General features: G+C 54.3%; 16 protein-coding genes. 11 read left to right on the top strand and 5 right to left on the bottom strand.

Annotated features, from left to right (window positions below):
• Nucleotides 1-645 precede the first annotated feature (645 nt).
• The 4 genes from AC1V0D_RS02955 to AC1V0D_RS02970 all read left to right on the top strand — a co-directional run bounded on the left by AC1V0D_RS02955 (nucleotide 646) and on the right by AC1V0D_RS02970 (nucleotide 4,871).
• Nucleotides 646-1,626, top strand: coding sequence for a glycosyltransferase family 2 protein (locus AC1V0D_RS02955; protein WP_046101540.1), 981 nt, complete (start codon nucleotides 646-648; stop codon nucleotides 1,624-1,626).
• Between the two features lie 102 nt (nucleotides 1,627-1,728).
• A complete protein-coding gene (locus tag AC1V0D_RS02960; protein ID WP_482906946.1) occupies nucleotides 1,729-3,030 on the top strand; it encodes a flippase in 1,302 nt (433 codons plus the stop codon).
• 134 nt (nucleotides 3,031-3,164) lie between these two features.
• Nucleotides 3,165-4,175, top strand: a complete 1,011-nt coding sequence (gene pyrD / locus AC1V0D_RS02965) for a quinone-dependent dihydroorotate dehydrogenase (RefSeq protein ID WP_111208088.1) — start codon at nucleotides 3,165-3,167, stop codon at nucleotides 4,173-4,175.
• A gap of 153 nt (nucleotides 4,176-4,328) precedes the next feature.
• Nucleotides 4,329-4,871 (top strand): cell division protein ZapC, encoded by a 543-nt coding sequence (locus tag AC1V0D_RS02970; protein ID WP_009091060.1) that lies wholly within the window; start codon nucleotides 4,329-4,331, stop codon nucleotides 4,869-4,871.
• Here AC1V0D_RS02970 and AC1V0D_RS02975 read toward each other — a convergent pair whose 3' ends face one another.
• Nucleotides 4,872-5,981 (bottom strand): YcbX family protein, encoded by a 1,110-nt coding sequence (locus AC1V0D_RS02975; protein WP_482906947.1) that lies wholly within the window; start codon nucleotides 5,979-5,981, stop codon nucleotides 4,872-4,874.
• A 111-nt stretch (nucleotides 5,982-6,092) separates the two neighbouring features.
• On the opposite strand from AC1V0D_RS02975, the gene rlmKL reads away from it, so the two are divergent.
• From rlmKL to rmf, 6 genes are all read left to right on the top strand, one after another.
• Nucleotides 6,093-8,207: a bifunctional 23S rRNA (guanine(2069)-N(7))-methyltransferase RlmK/23S rRNA (guanine(2445)-N(2))-methyltransferase RlmL gene (gene rlmKL, locus AC1V0D_RS02980; protein ID WP_482906948.1), complete on the top strand. Its 2,115-nt coding sequence runs from the start codon at nucleotides 6,093-6,095 to the stop codon at nucleotides 8,205-8,207.
• Nucleotides 8,208-8,213: 6 nt separating this feature from the next.
• Nucleotides 8,214-10,130, top strand: a complete 1,917-nt coding sequence (locus AC1V0D_RS02985) for an ABC transporter ATP-binding protein (RefSeq protein WP_058957434.1) — start codon at nucleotides 8,214-8,216, stop codon at nucleotides 10,128-10,130.
• 14 nt (nucleotides 10,131-10,144) lie between these two features.
• The gene (gene pqiA / locus AC1V0D_RS02990; RefSeq protein WP_150029712.1) at nucleotides 10,145-11,413 is read left to right on the top strand and encodes a membrane integrity-associated transporter subunit PqiA; all 1,269 of its coding nucleotides are present in this window, start codon (nucleotides 10,145-10,147) and stop codon (nucleotides 11,411-11,413) included.
• A complete protein-coding gene (gene pqiB, locus AC1V0D_RS02995) occupies nucleotides 11,400-13,043 on the top strand; it encodes an intermembrane transport protein PqiB (RefSeq protein ID WP_009091050.1) in 1,644 nt (547 codons plus the stop codon). Before pqiA ends, pqiB begins: the two co-directional genes overlap by 14 nt.
• Entirely contained in the window at nucleotides 13,040-13,609 is a 570-nt protein-coding gene (pqiC, locus tag AC1V0D_RS03000; protein WP_009091049.1) for a membrane integrity-associated transporter subunit PqiC, read from the top strand. Before pqiB ends, pqiC begins: the two co-directional genes overlap by 4 nt.
• 278 nt (nucleotides 13,610-13,887) lie before the next feature.
• Nucleotides 13,888-14,055, top strand: a complete 168-nt coding sequence (gene rmf, locus AC1V0D_RS03005; RefSeq protein WP_008925875.1) for a ribosome modulation factor — start codon at nucleotides 13,888-13,890, stop codon at nucleotides 14,053-14,055.
• A 68-nt stretch (nucleotides 14,056-14,123) separates the two neighbouring features.
• Here rmf and fabA read toward each other — a convergent pair whose 3' ends face one another.
• Nucleotides 14,124-14,642: a bifunctional 3-hydroxydecanoyl-ACP dehydratase/trans-2-decenoyl-ACP isomerase gene (gene fabA / locus AC1V0D_RS03010; RefSeq protein WP_009091047.1), complete on the bottom strand. Its 519-nt coding sequence runs from the start codon at nucleotides 14,640-14,642 to the stop codon at nucleotides 14,124-14,126.
• A 68-nt stretch (nucleotides 14,643-14,710) separates the two neighbouring features.
• Nucleotides 14,711-16,579 carry an AAA family ATPase gene (locus tag AC1V0D_RS03015; RefSeq protein ID WP_337025023.1) on the bottom strand — a complete coding sequence of 623 codons (1,869 nt, stop codon included), beginning with the start codon at nucleotides 16,577-16,579 and terminating at the stop codon, nucleotides 14,711-14,713.
• A gap of 53 nt (nucleotides 16,580-16,632) precedes the next feature.
• On the opposite strand from AC1V0D_RS03015, the gene matP reads away from it, so the two are divergent.
• Nucleotides 16,633-17,100 carry a macrodomain Ter protein MatP gene (gene matP / locus AC1V0D_RS03020; RefSeq protein ID WP_009091043.1) on the top strand — a complete coding sequence of 156 codons (468 nt, stop codon included), beginning with the start codon at nucleotides 16,633-16,635 and terminating at the stop codon, nucleotides 17,098-17,100.
• Between the two features lie 94 nt (nucleotides 17,101-17,194).
• On the opposite strand, the gene ompA is transcribed toward matP, so the two are convergent.
• Both ompA and sulA read right to left on the bottom strand, forming a co-directional pair.
• Complete coding sequence (ompA, locus tag AC1V0D_RS03025; protein WP_009091041.1) at nucleotides 17,195-18,265, bottom strand: porin OmpA; 1,071 nt, start codon at nucleotides 18,263-18,265, stop codon at nucleotides 17,195-17,197.
• 350 nt (nucleotides 18,266-18,615) lie between these two features.
• The gene (sulA, locus tag AC1V0D_RS03030; RefSeq protein WP_111208080.1) at nucleotides 18,616-19,107 is read right to left on the bottom strand and encodes an SOS-induced cell division inhibitor SulA; all 492 of its coding nucleotides are present in this window, start codon (nucleotides 19,105-19,107) and stop codon (nucleotides 18,616-18,618) included.
• Between the last annotated feature and the right edge of the window lie 82 nt (nucleotides 19,108-19,189).

The following is a 19,189-nucleotide window of genomic DNA, read 5'->3' on the forward strand; positions in this document are numbered from 1 at the left end:
ATCCGGCAAAGTAAGCGTAAAAACTGCAAATAGAAGCGGCGGAAACCGGGGCGCATCCGGGGACATTCCGAATATTCTTAATTTCAGGGCAAACAGAGAAACGATTCATTAAGGAGGGTGATACAAGATTGCGAAAACAGGCGGGATGCCCGAAAAAAATCGCTCTCGTCTGATTGCCTGAACATTCTGATTGTGACCAACAACCCAATTAAGCGCAGCGGCCGGGTCAGAAGCAGCACGGAAACTGACTGGTGGTGGGCTTCCTTCGTCTGTTATTAGGATTTATGCCATAAGGCAGAGTGTAATAAAAATGAAGGAATGATGACGTTTTTCACTGATTCAGACGTTCGCTTACAGATTCCTGAATCTGGTTACGTCTGCTTTATCACCTATTTTTAAATCAATCCTCAACGGTTTTAACATTGCAGCAGGATATTGATGCACGTCTTTTAACAGTGATAGTCCTGTGAAACGTTAAGATATTTTTTACGACTGGTCTTTTTTTACGAAGCCGGTTTAAGATAATCGGGCTGAATCAAAGAAACAGAATATCAGCCTTTCACTCTTTTCATCGCTTCGCCTCTGGTCAGGACCTGCATCAGGCAGGTGAATCGTTTTGTTATTTTTAACAGCAGAGAATTGCCTATGTCTGACATCCTGTTATCCGTAATTATTCCAACCTACAACGTTGAGAAATATATTGTCGAGTGCGTTGATTCCTTATTGCGCCAGGTTAAATCTCCCAATGAAATTCTCATTGTGAATGATGGCTCCACCGACGGAACGCTGGCCTTACTTGAACAGAATTATGCGCATCTTTCTCAGGTAAAAATAATTACTACGGAAAACGGCGGCGCCGGTCGTGCTCGCGATGTGGGCATTGAGCAGGCCAGAGGCCAGTTCCTCTTTTTCTGCGACCCGGATGATGTCGTGGTTGATGGGCTGGTGGCGGAACTTGCGACGGTCGCGGAACAGCACCCGGAAACCGACCTGTTCTGTTTCAACTCCTGCGTTTATCGTGATGGGCAGATTGATGTCACCTCACCTAAAGTCAGACACGAAATTTTTGGCCAGCAGAAATCGCAGGAGGTCTTTTTGCATCTGCTGCGAAACGGCAGATATACCTCGGCGGCCTGGAGTTATATCGTCAGTAAGCGAATTGTCGAGCAGCATAAATTACGCTTTGTTGGACGCGTTCATGAAGATCACAACTTTACGCTCTCCGTGTTTGTAAAAAGTCAGCAGGCCTGGGTCAGCCGTCAGGTTTATTATAAACAGCGTATCCGTAATGGCTCGCTGACCAACAGTACCAAAAGTAATGAGTTTTTCTATCAGCGCTATAACGCTTTTATGCACGCCTACAGTACGTTAAACAGCTCAGTAACGAAATCAGCCTGGCGCAGTTCGCTGGAGAAAGCCTATTTAGTTCATTCGTTTCGTCTGATGATCTATCTGTCACTTTATAATGGCACCCCCGTACCGGAATATGTCCTGAATGCCATCCGCTTCCTCGGTCGTAACGTCAAAACAGAAAACGTCAAGGAGTGGCTACTGTTCAATCGCCCTGAACTCTTTATTGCGTTACAGCATTACAAAGTTAAAAAAGAGCTCAGTCGCGCCGCCTGATCCTGTAAAAGCAGCCGGATTCTGAAAAATTTGAAGCGATATTGTTTATGCCTTAGCGAAATGAGAAGGTGAGACATGCAATGTGTATAAGGTTGTTGCGTCATGGCAAAAGTACTCGATAAAAGTCTGATTATTAATATTTTTTCGCTGCTGGCGTATCGCGGCGCGTCGTTTCTGTTTCCGCTGGCTACGCTACCCTATCTGGCCCGTGTTCTGGGTGTAGAACAGATGGGTACGCTGGCGCTGGCGATCGCCTGCGTGCTCTATTGCAGCACCATCTCCGACTGGGGATTCAATGTCTTTACCACCAAAGATATTGCACATCATCGTGACGACAAGGAGCGTGTCAGTCAGCTCTTCTGGTCCACCTTTAACGCCAAGCTGATGCTGCTGCTGCTGACCAGTGGCACGCTGCTCACCGCCACCTGGTTTAATCCTGCCTGGCACTCACTGTTCTTTATTGTGCTGGCGAACTGCACGACGCTGGTTGGCTCGCTGTTTTCCTTTGGCTGGCTGATGCAGGGCTTTGAGAAGCTGGGCAAAACCGCAGTTATCGCCACCTTCGGTAACTTCTGCGCCATTCCGCTGACCTTTTTGCTGGTGAAATCTCCGGAGGACACCTGGCTGGCTGCGCTGATCCCTGGCGTTGTCTCCATGATCAGTGCGGCGATAACGCTGAAGTTTGTGCTGGAGATGAAAGTCATTGGCCATTACCGCTTTGAACCGCGTGAAATTAAACAGCGCATCACCGACAGCATGGATGTCTTTATTGCCATTGCCGGGGCCAACCTGTTTAACAGCGTCAACGTGGTGATCCTTGCGACCTTTACCTCTACCTATATGGTGGGGATCTATAACGGTGCCGATCGCCTGCGTAAAGCGGCAAACTCCGTGCCGGAGCAGATCGGGAGCGCCTTCTTTCCGCGCGTCAGCCACCTGTTCGGCCGGGATAAACGCGCCGCGATTGCCGCAACACGCAAAAGTCTGCTGCTCTCATTCTCTCTGAGTCTGTCGATTGTCATCTTTACCTGGTTTTTTGCTGACCTGGTCGTCTCGATTTTACTGGGTAAAGACTTTATTCCGTCGGCGGATGTGCTGCGCGTCTTTGTACTCTGCTTCCTGTTTGGCAACATCGCCTATCCGGCCGGATTACAGATCCTGATCCCACACGGCCTGGCGCGCCAGCGTATGTGGGTCATGATGGCGGCGGGGGTGATTAACGTACCGCTCTGCTGTTTCCTGGCCTGGAAGTTTGGCGCAATCGGCGCAGCATGGTCGATGGTGGGCGCGGAAGCGTTTGTCTGTCTCGGCATTTTTGGCATCATGCATCGTCACGGTATCCTGCGGGAATATCTCTTTCCCTCTCAGGTAGAAAATCGCCCCGTAAACGATTCCGCTGCGTAAGATCAAAGCAAGGTGACTTAACTTCCCGCCTTTCCGCCCTTCGATTTACTTTTGCGCCAGAGCACTTTACCATTCTGGCGCACAATTTCCCGTGCACCGACTTTCACGATTGCTTCCGTCCTTCAGGAGAGTGCATGTTTTATCCTATCGTCCGACCGGCGCTGTTTAAACTCGACCCCGAACGCGCGCACGAACTCACCTTTCAGCAACTGCGCTTTATGAATGGCACCCCGCTGGAACGGTTTTATCGCCAGAATCTGCCGTCGCGTCCGGTCACCTGTATGGGACTGACCTTTAAAAATGCCCTTGGCCTGGCCGCGGGCCTGGATAAAAACGCGGAGTGCATTGACGCCTTTGCGGCGATGGGCTTCGGGTTTGTTGAAGTGGGCACCGTCACGCCGCGCGCTCAGGCAGGCAATGATAAGCCGCGCATGTTCCGACTGGTTGAAGCGGGCGGGATTATCAATCGCATGGGATTCAATAATCTGGGGGTCGATCACCTGGTCGAAAACGTGAAAAAAGCGCGTTTTAACGGCGTACTGGGGATTAATATCGGCAAAAATAAAGATACGCCGGTTGAGCAGGGAAAAGAGGATTACCTGATCTGCATGGAAAAGGTGTATGCCCACGCCGGTTATATCGCCATCAATATTTCCTCACCTAACACTCCCGGTCTGCGCTCACTGCAATATGGTGAGGCTCTGGATGATCTGCTTTCCGCCATTAAACAGAAACAAAAAGCGCTGGAACAGCGTCATCTCAAATATGTTCCGCTGGCCGTAAAAATTGCTCCGGACCTCTCTGAAGAGGAGTTAATTCAGGTAGCGGACAGTTTAGTACGTCACCAGATTGATGGCGTGATTGCGACGAATACCACGCTCGATCGCTCCCTGGTAACGGGGCTTAAGCATGCTGAGGAAGCCGGTGGCTTAAGCGGACGGCCTGTCCAGTCGCGCAGCACGGCGGTCATTCAGCGCCTCTCACAGGAACTGCAGGGACGCCTGCCGATTATCGGCGCAGGCGGCATTGATTCTCTGACCGCTGCGCGTGAAAAGATTGCGGCAGGGGCTACGCTGGTTCAGATCTATTCAGGCTTTATTTATCAGGGGCCAGGATTAATTAAAGATATCGTCACACATCTCTAAGACAATTCTCACAATGCTTCGCCGGGGGGTTTATTTATCCCCTCGGCTCGTTTATATTTTGTCCTGTTGCACGATTTTTCAGCTTTTCCTTATATTCTATTTTCGCTGAATTCTGCGTGACGTATGGCGCAGCGGTAAAAGACAGGGCAGACGATGAACATTAAACCCGACGATAACTGGCGTTGGTATTTTGACAACAGCCACGACCGAATGATGCTCGACCTGGCAGACGGTATGCTTTTTCGCTCCCGCTATTCCCGCAAAATGCTCACGCCCGATGCGTTCTCAGAGTCGGGTTTCTGTGTTGATGATGCCGCCCTCTATTACACCTTTGAAGAGACCTGCCGTCAGTGCAAACTCAGTGGCAGCCATCGCGCTGAACTGGTGCTGAATGCCCTGGTCGCCGCGCGCTTCCTGAAACCGCTGATGCCGAAAAGCTGGCACTTCACCGCGTATGCCCCGGCTATGCAGCCGCGGCCCGGTGAGATGGTGCAGGTTACGCTGGCAGAAGAGGGAACGCAGGCGCGTCTGCTGGTGGTTGAAAGCGGCAGTAACGCGGCGCTCTGCCTGCTGGCTCAGCCAGCACTGACGCTGGCCGGCAAAAATATGGTGCTCGGCGATGCCATCAAGGTGATGAACGACCGCCTGCAGCCCTGGTATCAGGATGTCGCGCCGCGCTATGCCCGTGCGGTCTGACTATTTCAGTTCGACATCGCCTGCCGGAATACAGCTGCAGCTCAGCAGCGTTCCGTCCTGACGCACGGCGCCTTTCTTCAGTGCTTTGACTTGGCCCGACACCAGATTCAGCTTACAGCTGCCGCACAGTCCCGCACGACAGGAGTAGGGGATACGAAATCCCTGCATTTCCAGCTGATCCAGTAACACCTGCTGATTATCCCCGCGGAAGGTCTGTCCCTGAAAGGTGATAGTCACTGCATCAGGGGTCTGCGGCTGCGGTTTAAGCGTCTCAATGACCTCTCCGGCACCGTAGAGGCGCGGAGCATGGCGCTTCAGGATCACCATTTCGTCACCGGCACGTACCACACCCTGATTACGGGCCACCAGATTCAGGCCAAAATCGATATCCCCGCTGCCATCCTGGGCGCTGCGGAACGTCTGCAGAGTGGCGAGCGGATGACCGGCAGGATGTTTGCGTCCGGTTTCGGGGCTAACCGTGGTCAGCACGCAGCGACTGCAGGGTTTAGGCACTTCAAAGATGACTTCACCTATCCGGATCTCCGCCCAGCTGTCTTCATCCCATGCAGCCGCACCGCTCACGACCAGATTGGGACGAAACTGTTCGGCACGTACGCTGGCCGGGCAGCGCTGTTGCAGGTCATGCAGCGAGGCGCTGTTCACCAGCAAAAACGGAAAGCCATCGGCAAAACTCAGCGGGACATGGTCAAATGCTTTGACCCGGCGACGGGGTTCAGGTCCGACCCAGCGCAGCTGGACGTCACGGGGAAAGAACTGGCTCAGCCACTGATTAATGGCGGGCGGGGCGATGCGTGCGCCGAAGCGATTGCCCCAGACCTCGGTCGGGTGTTCCTGCTCCCCGAAATCGCTGAAGCGGATAAGCATGTGACTGCCGTCAGGCGCTTCCAGTAACAGCCCCTCAGGTAAAATAGCGGGTGTAAAGCGCACCATCTCCGGATGCTGCCGGGCGGTAATAAAGGTGCCGTCAGGTTCCGTCACCATAAACAGACGATCAAAAGCCAGCCCGCTGCCAGAAATCCGGGCGTGTGACAGTGCCAGCCCCCGCATCGACTTCACAGGATGAATAAATAAGCGGGAAAGCGTGATCATGGTGTTCTCCTTGAAACCCGACGCGCAAGACAAAAGAAGCTAACTTTATGACATAGGTCTGTGATTCGCTATAATGCGCGACAATTTTCTCAAGAGTTAAAAAGTGACGATATGAATTCTCTGTTTGCCAGCACGGCGCGTGGGCTCGAAGAGCTGTTAAAAAGTGAGCTGGACGCGCTGGGCGCGCAGGATTTGCAAGTGGTGCAGGGAGGCGTTCACTACGAAGCCGACGATCGCGTCATGTACCAAAGCCTGATGTGGAGCCGTTTAGCATCACGCATCCTGTTGCCGCTGGGAGAGTTTGGCGTCTACAGCGACCTCGATCTCTATCTGGGTGTGCAGGGCGTGGACTGGCCATCCATGTTCGGCAGCGACAAAACCTTTGTCGTCCATTTCAGCGGCACCAATGACTCGATTCGCAACAGCCAGTTTGGTGCGCTGAAAGTCAAAGATGCCATCGTGGACAGCTTTACCCGTAAGAATCTTGAGCGTCCCAATGTCGATCGTGAGCAGGCGGATATTCGTATCAACGTCTGGCTGAATGACGATCGCGCCAGCATCGCGCTGGATCTGAGCGGCAGTTCATTACATCAGCGTGGCTATCGCCAGCAGACCGGTCAGGCACCGTTAAAAGAGAATCTGGCGGCGGCGATTGTGCTGCGTTCTGGCTGGGAGCCATCCACACCGCTGATCGATCCGATGTGCGGTTCGGGTACGCTGCTGATTGAAGCTGCGCTGATCGCCTGCGATCGTGCGCCTGGCCTGCTGCGCCGTCACTGGGGCTTTATGGCCTGGAGCCAGTTTAATGCTGCGCTGTGGCAGGACGTGAAAAACGAAGCGCATAATCGTGCCCGCACCGGCACGGAGAATACGCAGGCGCGCTTCTTTGGCTATGACACGAACGGCCGGGTGCTGGAGTGGGCGCAGGCGAATGCCCGCCGGGCGGGTGTGGAAGAGCTCTTTACCTTTGCACAGCAGGATCTGCTGAAGCTGACCAATTCGGTGGATGCGGCGGTTCACGGCACGGTGCTGAGCAACCCCCCTTACGGTGAACGCCTGGAGAGCGAACCGGCGCTGATCGCGCTGCACAGTCAGCTTGGACGCCTGATGAAACAGCATTTTGGCGGCTGGAAGCTTTCCCTGTTCAGCGCTTCACCTGAGCTGCTGAGCTGCCTGCAGCTGCGCGCCGACCGTCAGTTTAAAGCCAAAAATGGCCCGCTGGATTGCGTGCAGAAAAACTATCAGCTCGCGGTGAACAGCAGCGAAAGCGCCGGACAGATTGCGGAAGATTACGCAAACCGTCTGCGTAAAAACGTGAAGAAGCTGGAGAAGTGGGCGCGTCAGGAAGGCATTGAATGCTACCGCATTTACGATGCCGATCTGCCAGACTACAACGTGGCTGTTGACCGCTACGCTGACTGGGTGATTATCCAGGAGTATGCGCCACCGAAAACCATCGATCCCAACAAAGCGCGTCAGCGCCTGTTCGATGTGATCAGTGCGACGCTCACCGTACTGGCGTTGCCTGCAGACCGTCTGATTATGAAAACCCGCGAACGTCAGAAGGGCAAAGCGCAGTATCAGAAGCTGAGTGAGAAGGGCGACTATTTCGAAGTTAAAGAGTTTAATGCGCGTTTCCTGGTGAACCTGACCGACTATCTCGATACCGGTCTGTTCCTCGACCATCGCATTGCCCGCAAAATGCTCGGTAATATGAGCAAGGGTAAAGATTTCCTGAACCTGTTTGCTTACACCGGCACCGCCAGTGTGCATGCCGGTCTGGGCGGGGCACGCTCGACCACCACGGTCGATATGTCACGCACCTATCTGGAGTGGGCGGAACGCAACCTGCGTCTCAACGGGCTGACCGGTCGTCAGCACCGTCTGATGCAGGCGGACTGCCTGAGCTGGCTGCATGAGAGTGATGAGAATTTTGACCTGATCTTTATCGATCCGCCAACTTTCTCCAACTCCAAGCGTATGGAAGAGAGCTTCGACGTTCAGCGCGATCATATGATGCTGATGCGTAACCTGAAGCGCCTGCTGCGTCGCGGCGGCACCATCATGTTCTCCAACAACAAACGCGGTTTTAAAATGGACATGGATGGCCTGAAATCTCTGGGCCTGCAGGCGCAGGATATTACCCAGAAAACGCAGTCGCAGGATTTCGCGCGCAACCGACACATTCACAACTGCTGGCTGATCACACACGCCGGTAAGGAATAAGATTACATGTCATTAATCAGTATCCACGGCGCCTATCTCTCCTTCAGCGATGCGCCGCTGCTAGACAACACCGAACTGCATATCGAAGAGAACGAGCGCGTCTGTCTGGTCGGCCGTAACGGTGCAGGTAAATCCACCCTGATGAAGATCATCAATGGTGAACAGCCCCTGGATGATGGTCGCATTATTTATGAAACCGACCTGGTCGTGGCACGTCTGCAACAGGACCCCCCACGCAATATTACCGGTTCGGTCTATGACTTCGTGGCTGAAGGCGTTGAAGAGCAGGCAGAGCATCTGAAAGCCTATCACGCCATTTCCCATCTGGTGATGGACGATCCAAGCGATAAAAACCTCAACGAGATGGCGCGTCTGCAGAGCATTCTCGACCATCAGAATCTGTGGCAGCTGGAAAGCCGCATCCATGATGTACTGGAGCAGATTGGCCTGAAGCCCGATACCGAGCTTTCATCGCTTTCGGGTGGCTGGCTGCGTAAAGCGGCGCTGGGCCGTGCGCTGGTGAGCAATCCGCGCGTTCTGATGCTGGATGAACCGACGAACCACCTGGACATTGAAACCATCGACTGGCTGGAAACCTTCCTGAAGAATTTCAGCGGCAGCATCGTCTTTATCTCCCATGACCGTTCGTTTATCCGCAACATGGCGACGCGGATCGTCGACCTTGACCGCGGCAAACTGGTCTCCTGGCCGGGCAACTACGATCAGTATCTGGCGGGTAAAGAAGAAGCGCTGCGCGTCGAAGAGATGCAGAACGCGGAGTTTGACCGCAAGCTGGCGCAGGAAGAGGTGTGGATCCGTCAGGGCATTAAAGCCCGTCGTACCCGCAATGAAGGTCGCGTGCGTGCGCTGAAAGCCCTGCGTCGCGAGCGTTCTGAACGCCGTGAAGTGATGGGCAAAGCGAACATGCAGGTGGGCGAAGCCTCCCGCTCGGGCAAAATTGTCTTTGAACTGGAAAATGTCGATTACGCGGTCGATGGCAAAGTGCTGGTGAAGGACTTCTCTTCCCAAGTGCAGCGTGGCGATAAGATTGCTTTGATCGGGCCAAACGGCTGCGGTAAAACCACACTGCTGCGCCTGATGCTGCAACAGCTTAAGGCCGATCATGGCCGCGTGCATTCCGGCACCAAGCTGGAAGTGGCCTACTTTGACCAGCACCGTGCGGAGCTGGACCCGGATCGCACCGTGATGGACAACCTGGCCGAAGGCAAGCAGGAAGTCCTGGTCAACGGCAAACCGCGCCACGTTCTGGGTTATCTGCAGGACTTCCTGTTCCATCCGAAACGGGCCATGACCCCGGTGCGCGCGCTCTCTGGTGGTGAACGTAACCGCCTGCTGCTGGCGCGTCTGTTCCTGCGTCCCAGCAACCTGATGATTCTCGATGAACCGACTAACGACCTCGACGTCGAAACGCTGGAACTGCTGGAAGAGCTGATTGATGGTTATCAGGGCACAGTACTGCTGGTCAGCCACGATCGTCAGTTCGTCGATAATACCGTGACCGAGTGCTGGATTTTCGAAGGGAATGGCGAGATTGGCACGTTTGTTGGCGGCTACCACGATGCACAACAGCAGCGTGCAGCCTACCGGCAGCATAAGGCCTCAGCCCCAGCCAGAGCGGCAACCAGCACCGCAAAGCCCGCCGCAGAGAAGAGCGAGGCGAAGCGTAATGTGAATAAACTCAGCTATAATCTGGCGCGTGAGCTGGAACAATTGCCGCAAAAACTGGAGCAGCTTGAAGCGCGCATCGGTGAACTGCAGGCGAAGATGAGTCATCCGGACTTCTTCAGTCAGCCACACGATCAGACGCAACCGGTGCTGGATAATCTTGCTCAGGCCGAGCAGGAGCTGGAAACCGCGTTTGCGCGCTGGGAAGAGCTTGAGTCACTGAAAAACGGCGCGTAGGGCAGGGCTAGCGGATGTGTTCAGCAGTGAAAAGTAACGCGTGGATGCTCTGTCCACAGTGCGATTTAACGATCAGGCTGCCGGACATTCCCGTTGGCAGCCGGGCATCATGCCCGCGCTGCCACACTGCTCTGACGGCGAACTGGCATGAACCGCGTAAACGACCAACGGGCTATGCGCTGGCAGCGCTGTTTATGCTGGTGCTGGCGAACCTGTTTCCATTCGTCTCCATGAAGGTGGCCGGGCTGACCAGCCAGATCACCCTGATGCAGATACCCAGAGTGATGGTGTCGGAAGATTACAGCAGCCTCGCTACGCTGTTTCTGCTGTTCGTGCAGGCGGTTCCCGCCTTCTGCATGATAACCATCCTTCTGCTGGTCAATCCGATACCGTTACCCACATCGCTCAGAGTCGGTCTCGCCCGAATCCTGTTTCATCTGCGCAACTGGGGCATGTCAGAAATCTTCATGGCTGGCGTGCTGGTCAGCTTCGTCAAGCTGATGGCCTATGGTGAAATCGGACTGGAAACCAGCTTCTGGCCCTGGGTTCTGTTCTGTCTGCTGCAGTTGCGTGCCTTTCAGTGCGTCGATCGGCGTGCGCTGTGGGATCGCCTCTCACCCCGCCCCGCACTGCCGCATGCGCCCGAGGTGGGCGTCAGTGGCCTGGCGCAGGGCCTGCGATCCTGTCCCTGCTGCACCGCCATTCTGCCTGCGGATAAGCCCGTCTGTCCGCGTTGTGGCGTCCAGGCGCAGGCCCGGCGTAAGCACAGCCTGCAGTGGACGCTGGCGCTGCTGCTCACCTCGGTGCTGCTCTACATTCCGGCTAACCTGATGCCGATTATGGTCACGGAGACGCTGGGCAGCGCCTATCCCTCCAATATCATGGCGGGGGTGATTGTCCTGTGGGCTGATGGCTCCTATCCGGTGGCGCTGGTGATCTTTATCGCCAGCATCATGGTGCCGACGCTGAAAATGCTGGCAATTGGCTGGCTCTGCTGGGATGCCAGCGGACGCGGACGGCGGGACAGCCACAAAATGCATAAGATTTATGAAGTGGTCGAGTTTGTTGGCCGCTGGTCGATGATCGACGTGTTTGTGATTGCCGTGCTCTCTGCGCTGGTGCGTATGGGGCAATTAATGAATGTTTATCCCGCGTGGGGGGCAGTTCTGTTTGCGATGGTGGTGATCATCACCATGATCGCTGCCATGACCTTTGACCCGCGATTACTCTGGGATCGTGCACGTGAAAACACAATGAAGGAGTCGCGCCTTGACGGAAACTAACCACGGCCATGCAAAGGTGGAACAGATTAAGCGCTGGTCGCCGGTCTGGATTGTCCCCATCGTCACGCTGCTTATCGGCGGATGGATCCTCTTCTATCACTTCAGCCATCAGGGGCCGGAAGTGACATTAATTACCGAAAACGCTGAGGGCATTGTGGCAGGTAAAACCACCATTAAAAGCCGCAGCGTGGATGTCGGTGTGGTGGAAAGCGCGGTGCTAAGCGACGATCTCCATCATGTGGAAATTAAAGCGCGCCTGAACGCGGGCATGGACAAGCTGCTGCACAGCGACAGCGTGTTCTGGGTCGTGAAACCGCAGGTGGGCCGTGAAGGTATCAGCGGCCTTGGCACGCTGTTGTCAGGCGCCTACATCGAACTGCAGCCCGGCACGAAAAACCAGGCACCTGAGCAGTACAAGCTGCTGGATGCTCCGCCGCTGGCGCCACCGGATGCTAAAGGGATCCGCATCATACTGGACAGCAAAAAAGCCGGTCAGCTTAATCCGGGCGATCCGGTTCTGTTCCGCGGCTACCGGGTCGGTACAGTGGAAACCAGCTCGTTTGACACCGATAAACGCATGATGACCTATCAGTTGTTTATTGCCGCGCCTTACGACCGCCTGGTGACCACCAACGTGCGTTTCTGGAAAGACAGCGGCATCGCCGTGGATATGTCCGCGTCAGGCATGCGGGTCGAAATGGGATCGCTGACCACGCTGTTCAGTGGCGGCGTCAGTTTCGATGTGCCGGATGGCTGGGATCTGGGTGAAGCGGCGACAAATCATGCCGACTATCATCTGTTTGACGATCAGCGCAGCATCCAGGATTCGCTCTACACCAATCACGTCGACTATGTGCTCTTCTTCTCTGACTCCATTCGCGGTCTGCAGGCTGGTGCACCGGTTGAATTCCGCGGCATTCGCCTCGGTACCGTGTCACAGGCACCGCTGATGAAAGCGGGTCTGGATCAGGCACTGAACAACGATTACCGCGTTCCGGTGCTGATTCGCATTGAGCCGGATCGCTTTATCAGCCGACTGGGCGAGAATTTCGATCTGGAGCAGCATCTGCAGGATGGGAAGAAACGTGGCCTGCGTGCCACGCTGAAAACCGGCAACCTGCTGTCGGGTGCGCTCTATGTCGATCTCGACTTCTATGACAATGCGCCAGCCTACAAAGGCCCGCAGAAAGTCTCAGGTTATGAAGTGATCCCAACCGTCAGCGGCGGACTGAGCCAGATTCAGCAGAAACTGATGGCGGCCCTGGATAAGATCAACAGCCTGCCTCTGAACGGCATGGTCAATGAAGCGACCGGTACGCTGAAAGAGAGTCAGAAGACGATGCGCGATCTGCAGCGCACTATCGACAATATCAACAAAGTGACCGCCAGTCCGGCAATGAAGACCCTGCCGGAAGATCTGCAGCAGACGCTGCGTGAGCTGAATCGCAGCATGAAAGGACTGCAGCCTGGTTCGCCTGCTTACAGTAAGCTGGTCGGGGATATGCAACGACTGGATCAGGTGCTGCGTGAACTTCAGCCGGTACTGAGGACACTCAACACCAAGAGCAATGCGCTGGTATTTGAGGCGAAACCGGGACAGGATCCCCAGCCGAAGAGGGCGAAACAGTGAAAAAAGGATTGATACTTTGTGCCGCGCTGGTGATGAGCGCATGCAGCAGCAGCGTTGACAATACCTGGTATCAGCTGCCCTCCGGGGCGGCTTCCATGCAGGTCAGCAGCAGCCAGATGAACGAAGCTCAGCCGATGCTGTGGGTGCAGCAGGTGACGGTGCCGGATTATCTGGCCGGTAACGGGCTGGTCTACCAGACCAGTGACGTCAAATATGTCATTGCCGCCAACAACCTCTGGGCCAGTCCGCTTGATCAGCAGCTGCAGCAGACGCTGATCACCAATCTGAGCAAGGCGCTGCCTGGGCGGCTGGTAGCCGGATCGCCGCTGGGCGCGCAGCACGACACGCTGAATGTGACTATTACAGGCTTTCAGGGGCGCTACGACGGCAAGGCGATTGTCAGCGGTGAATGGACGCTGGAGCATCAGGGCCGTCTGACCAAACAGGCATTTAATATTGTCCTGCCGCAAACTGAAGATGGCTACGATGCCATGGTCAGAACGCTGGCCACCGGCTGGCAGCAGACGGCGCAGCAGATCGCCAATAGTGTGGTTGCGCTAAATTAAGAATATTATGAATAAATAAGCTAAGCCCCTGATGAAATGTCGCGATATAACGGCATGATTCAGGGGCTTTTTATTAGCTTAATCAGGGCGATAGTGTTGCCGTCTCCATCACAAAACCGCGCTTTCTTTTCCGATTAAGGTCACATTTATGACAGTGGCATGAAGATTGCGCATTGATCTTTGGGTGCGCAGGGGGTAGAACGTAAGAGTGGTTGAACATTAATTCACCACTTTTCTTTCCACCAGATTCCACAGACCTTACATGAGGGACACGGAGTATGAAGAGACAGAAACGAGACCGCCTCGAACGCGCCCATTCACGTGGTTATCAGGCAGGCATTACTGGACGCTCAAAAGAGATGTGTCCGTATCAGTTGATTGACGCTAAGTCTCACTGGTTGGGAGGTTGGCGACAAGCCATGGAGGACAGGTCGGTAGCAGCATAACCGGATGTCACTGAAAAAGGAAAATAACCTCCGCCTGGCGCGGAGGTTTTTGTTTCTGTGCAGAATGCTCAGAATGCCGCGGTGTCTTTAAACAGACCCACTTTGAGATCGCTGGCGGTGTAGATCAGGTTACCGTCAACCAGCACTTCGCCATCTGCCACGCCCATCACCAGCTTGCGGTTGATCACGCGTTTGAAGTGAATGCGGTAGGTGACTTTCTTCGCGTCCGGCAGGACCTGACCAGTGAATTTCACTTCACCCACGCCCAGCGCACGACCTTTACCTTCGCCGCCCAGCCAGCCCAGATAGAAACCTACCAGCTGCCACATGGCATCCAGACCCAGGCAACCTGGCATCACCGGATCGCCGATAAAGTGGCAGCCGAAGAACCAGAGATCGGGATTGATATCCAGTTCTGCTTCAACAAAGCCTTTGTCATATTTGCCGCCGTCTTCGGTCATTTTGACCACGCGGTCCATCATCAGCATGTTGCCGGAAGGAAGCGGCGGACCATTTTCGCCAAACAGTTCACCACGACCTGACAGAATCAGATCTTCTTTGGTATAGGATTCGCGTTTATCTACCATGTTTTCAATAAGCCTTGTTTTAGTGAATCACGAATATTAGCGAACAGTTGTACGCTGAGCAAATCGGATTAACGCTGGTTGAACCAGTTAAGCCAGCGCAGCGCCCAGGGACGTTGCGGGACATCCGGCTGGTTGAACAGGCTGATGCGTTCCTGGATGGTGTGCAGCAGGCAATCGCCCTCGCCATCTTCCGTACGCCATATTTTACCGGTCAGCAGTGGCAGGGCCTCATCAGCACGTTCTACAGCCCAGATGTGGAAACGGCCCTGTTCTACCGCACTGACCACTGCCTGGCTGAGGCTGAGATGACGCACATTACAGGCCGGGATAATGACGCCCTGCTGGCCGGTGAGTTCACGCTGATGGCAGATCTCGAAGAAACCTTCAATCTTCTCATTCAGGCCGCCTACCGGCTGAACGTTGCCGAACTGATCAACCGATCCGGTGACGGCAATCTGCTGATTGATTGGCTGGTTAGCCAGCGCGCTGATCAATGCACAGAGCTCGGCCAGAGAGGCGCTGTCGCCATCAACCTCAGAGTATGACTGCTCAAATACCATTGACGCTGAAAAGGGCAGTTGCTGATCGAGCTCCAGCTCTGCAATCAGGTAAGCCTGCATGATCATCATGCCCTTAGCGTGGATATTGCCGCCTAGCTCCGCCTTCCGCTCAATATCCATGAACTCCCCATCACCGGGGTGAACGACGCAGGTAATCCGTGTCGGATCGCCCCACGCGCGGGGATGGCCAGGATATTCAACGACCGAGAGGCCGTTGATCTGACCGACCACTTCGCCTTCGGTTTCAATCAGAATCTGTCGCAGCAGGATTTCATCCCGCATCCGCTCATTGAGATAGTTCTCACGCCATAAGCGGGCTTCCAGTGCGTCGCGAAGCGCTTCGGCATTGAGCGTGTCACCCATCAGGGCTGACTCGCGCATCTGGCGCTGCAGCCAGCGCGGACAGAGGGGCAATGTCTCCTGATCGCCGCTATAGCGGACACCCTCTTTAATCAGTTCCGGCCAGAAGTCCGCTTCCGGAACCGGCAGACCCGCCTGACGCGCCAGCTCTTCGTTCCAGCGACACCAGGCCAGCATGTCATCTTCATCCAGAATCTGAATGTTCTCTTCAAATTCGGTATAAATCGCCATTTCATGCGCTTCAGGATCGAGCTCCTGAAAATCGGCCAGCACCTCGCGGTCTCCGCACAGCACCAGATTCAGCCTGAGCGGCACAGGCGGAACAGAGACGGGCAGGGGCCGGCGCTCGTCCTGGGAAGTCCACTCCACGTAGCCCTGCTCAATCGCTTTTTTCAGGCGCAACCAGAGGATCGGCTGGGTCATCAGGCTTCGCAGTGAGAGCACCAGCGTACCGCCATTGGCGCGATGGATCAGGCCCGGCTCAGGCTGGAGGCGATCTTTATACTGGCGTACGCAGCCAAACAGCTGCTCCATCTCAATCCATTCAGCAAAATGAATGCCACCCTGACTGGTGAACGGGCGCTGAGGATCGGAGGGCGGCAGGAGCGTGATAATGTCACCCATGATATGGTAATCACCGCCGTACAGCGTGGTACTGTCAGGTATCACCCGCTGCGCGGCCTGGGCAATGAAGGTCAGATAATCGCGATTCTCCTGGCTTCGAACCAGCAGTAACGGGAATCCCTGCGACTGGTGATGTAAATGCGCCAGGGCATTCAGCAACCGGGGCTGTACCGTTGCCAGAGCATCAGTTTCTTCATCAGCAATTCGGGAGAAAACGGATTGGTATGGTGCGCTATCCGGCTGTAGGGTCTGCCACGTAAGTTGGGTGCTGGTCAAAATAATCGCATTTATCTGTTTTAAGAAAAGCGAGATTATACAGGATTCACCCTGGTTAAGCACTGCAGACTTCCTGGTGAAGTTGTGAAGCTGACAGCATGTTTTTCGTTGCTGCATCCGGGAAAAAAGCTGTTATTCTTAGCTCGTTACGTGATCACGATGAGATTCCGATGAAATACCAGCAACTCGAAAATCTTGAAAGTGGATGGAAGTGGAAATACCTGGTGAAAAAACATCGGGAAGGTGAACTGATCACGCGTCACCTTGAATTGAGTGCGGCGCAGGCGGCAGTCGATAAACTGCTGGCGATGGAAAATAATCCGGTGACGGTGAATGAATGGATTGCTGAACATATCCATGCCGATCTTGATAACCGGCTGAAACAGACCATCCGCGCACGGCGGAAACGCCATTTTAATGCAGAACATCAGCATACCCGAAAAAAATCGATCGACCTGGAGTATCTGGTCTGGCAGCGACTGGCCGGACTGGCACAGCGGCGCGGCTGTACCCTCTCTGAGACCATTGTTCAGCTGATCGAGGATGCGGAACGCAAAGAGAAATATGCTACGCAGATGTCGAGTCTGAAGCAGGACCTGCAGGCGATTCTGGGTAAATCAGGTTCAGAAAACGACTAGCCGGGCAGGTGGAGCAGGGTGGCCAGTTCCGAACATCCCTTTATTACCGGCATAAAAAACCCCGCCTTAGCGGGGTTTTTTATTACGTGTTAACTTAAGCCTGTGGCTGAGTTACAACGTCTTTGATGCCTTTAACGTCGATTTCTACGCGACGGTCCGGCGCCAGGCAGTCGATCAGGGCGTTACGGCCTTTCACGCTGTCACAGGTGTTGCCGGTAACTGGGTTAGATTCACCCATGCCACGTGCAGAGATCTTGTTAGAAGGGATACCTTTAGAAACCAGGTAATCTACGACTGACTGAGCACGTTTCTCAGACAGTTTCTGGTTGTACTGCTCTGAACCGATACGGTCAGTGAAGCCCAGTACGACAACGGAACCATCTTTAGGATCCATTGAGCTCAGCTGGCTGTACAGCTGATCCAGAGCCTGCTGGCCTTCTGGCTTCAGGGTCGCTTTGTTGAAGGTGAACAGAACGTCAGACTTCAGAGTGAAACGCTTGGTTTCAACAACTGGAGCTGGAGCTGGGGCCGGAGCCGGAGCTGGTGCAGCGACGTCATCCTGACCGAAGCGGTAAGAAACGCCTACGCTCAGCATGCCGTTGTCTGGACGTGCACCAACGGTCTGTGCATCACCGATGTTGTTAACCCACTGGTAGTCCAGGCGGGTAGCCCAGTTTTTGGTCAGTGCGTATTCAACACCTACAGCAGCCAGCGGAGATACGCCGGTGTCGTGGTCGCTGATGCGGCCAGTAGTTGGGTTAGTCTGCGTAGCATCTGCACGCCATACCATGCCGCCCAGACGGGTGTACACGTCCAGATCGTCATAGATTGGGTAGCTCAGTTTAGCTGCCAGCTGAACGCCCTGTGCTTTGAATGCGCCGTTAGTCACGGTGCCTTTGTTAGGCATGCGACCCAGCCAGTCATAGCCCAGCTCGAAACCCAGGTATGGGTTTGCCTGATAACCAACGAACGCACCTGCGCCCAGCTGGCTTTCATGAGTTGGACCGTTATTGTTCTCGTAACCGTGGCCGTAGTAGCCAGTGTCGTGATACTGAGACCAGCCCAGTTTAGCACCGGTGTACCAGGTGTCATCTTTCGGAGCGGCCTGCGCTACGGTAGCGAAGCCAGCCAGTGCCACTGCAATTGCGATAGCTGTCTTTTTCATTTTGCGCCTCGTTATCATCCAAATAGGCAATGAGCAAAAAGGTTGCTCTTGGTTTAAATCCTTCGCCGGGTCAAAACGCTCGCTTATGACTCTACCGCAAAAAACGGAGGTTATTGAGCACCCTGGCGAGATAAAGTCTACAACGAGATTGGAAACTTACAAGTATGATGTGAGGCGCTTCTGTAAAAAAACAGCGATTTATACACAATTTCTAACAATTAGCCTGGTAGTATTGTCGCGGCAGCAAGCCTGAAAAACCTGCTAAACCATTGTCAATGCTCGAACTAACAGAATCAGTGGTTTAGCGACGACAGATAAGAAAAATAGCTTGAGAAACTTCTTATTTTTACTTAATGAAACAAATCCGACTGAATTTTTATGGGGTTTTGTGGTCTGAGAGGCGCTTCCGATGTCCCGCCTGAACGCAAAATCAGCCCCAGCGCTTCACCCTCTGCTGCTGCATTTTCCAGTTGACGACGCTCATCTTCATCCAGCTCGTAGGGGATCCATGCCAGTACCACGCTGTAATTGCCTGTGCGTAACGCCCTGACCATCGCCTCAACCGCATTCAGTCGTTCTGAATCGGCGATGTGCATGCTTTTATTCAGCGGTAATCCCGATTCCTGCAGCCAGGCGCGATTCAACTTATGCGCGGGGGTTAACCACAGCTGCCAGCGTGATTGCTGACTCAATTGCTGCAATAACGGTAGCAGTAACATCTGCATCATTCCGGGCTGCTCACTGTAACGTAACTCTGTAATTCCACCAGGCTGAGCCGCCGGAACAGAAGAGGACGCATAACGATGAGCATAGCGTGCATTATCAGGATGTTGGGTTCGCATAAGTTAATCACCAGCAGTTGACTGTATGAATATACAGTACTGTCATCCTGGATAAAGATCAACCCAAATTTCTGAAAACGCC

This window comes from Pantoea sp. PA1 (assembly GCF_056856975.1).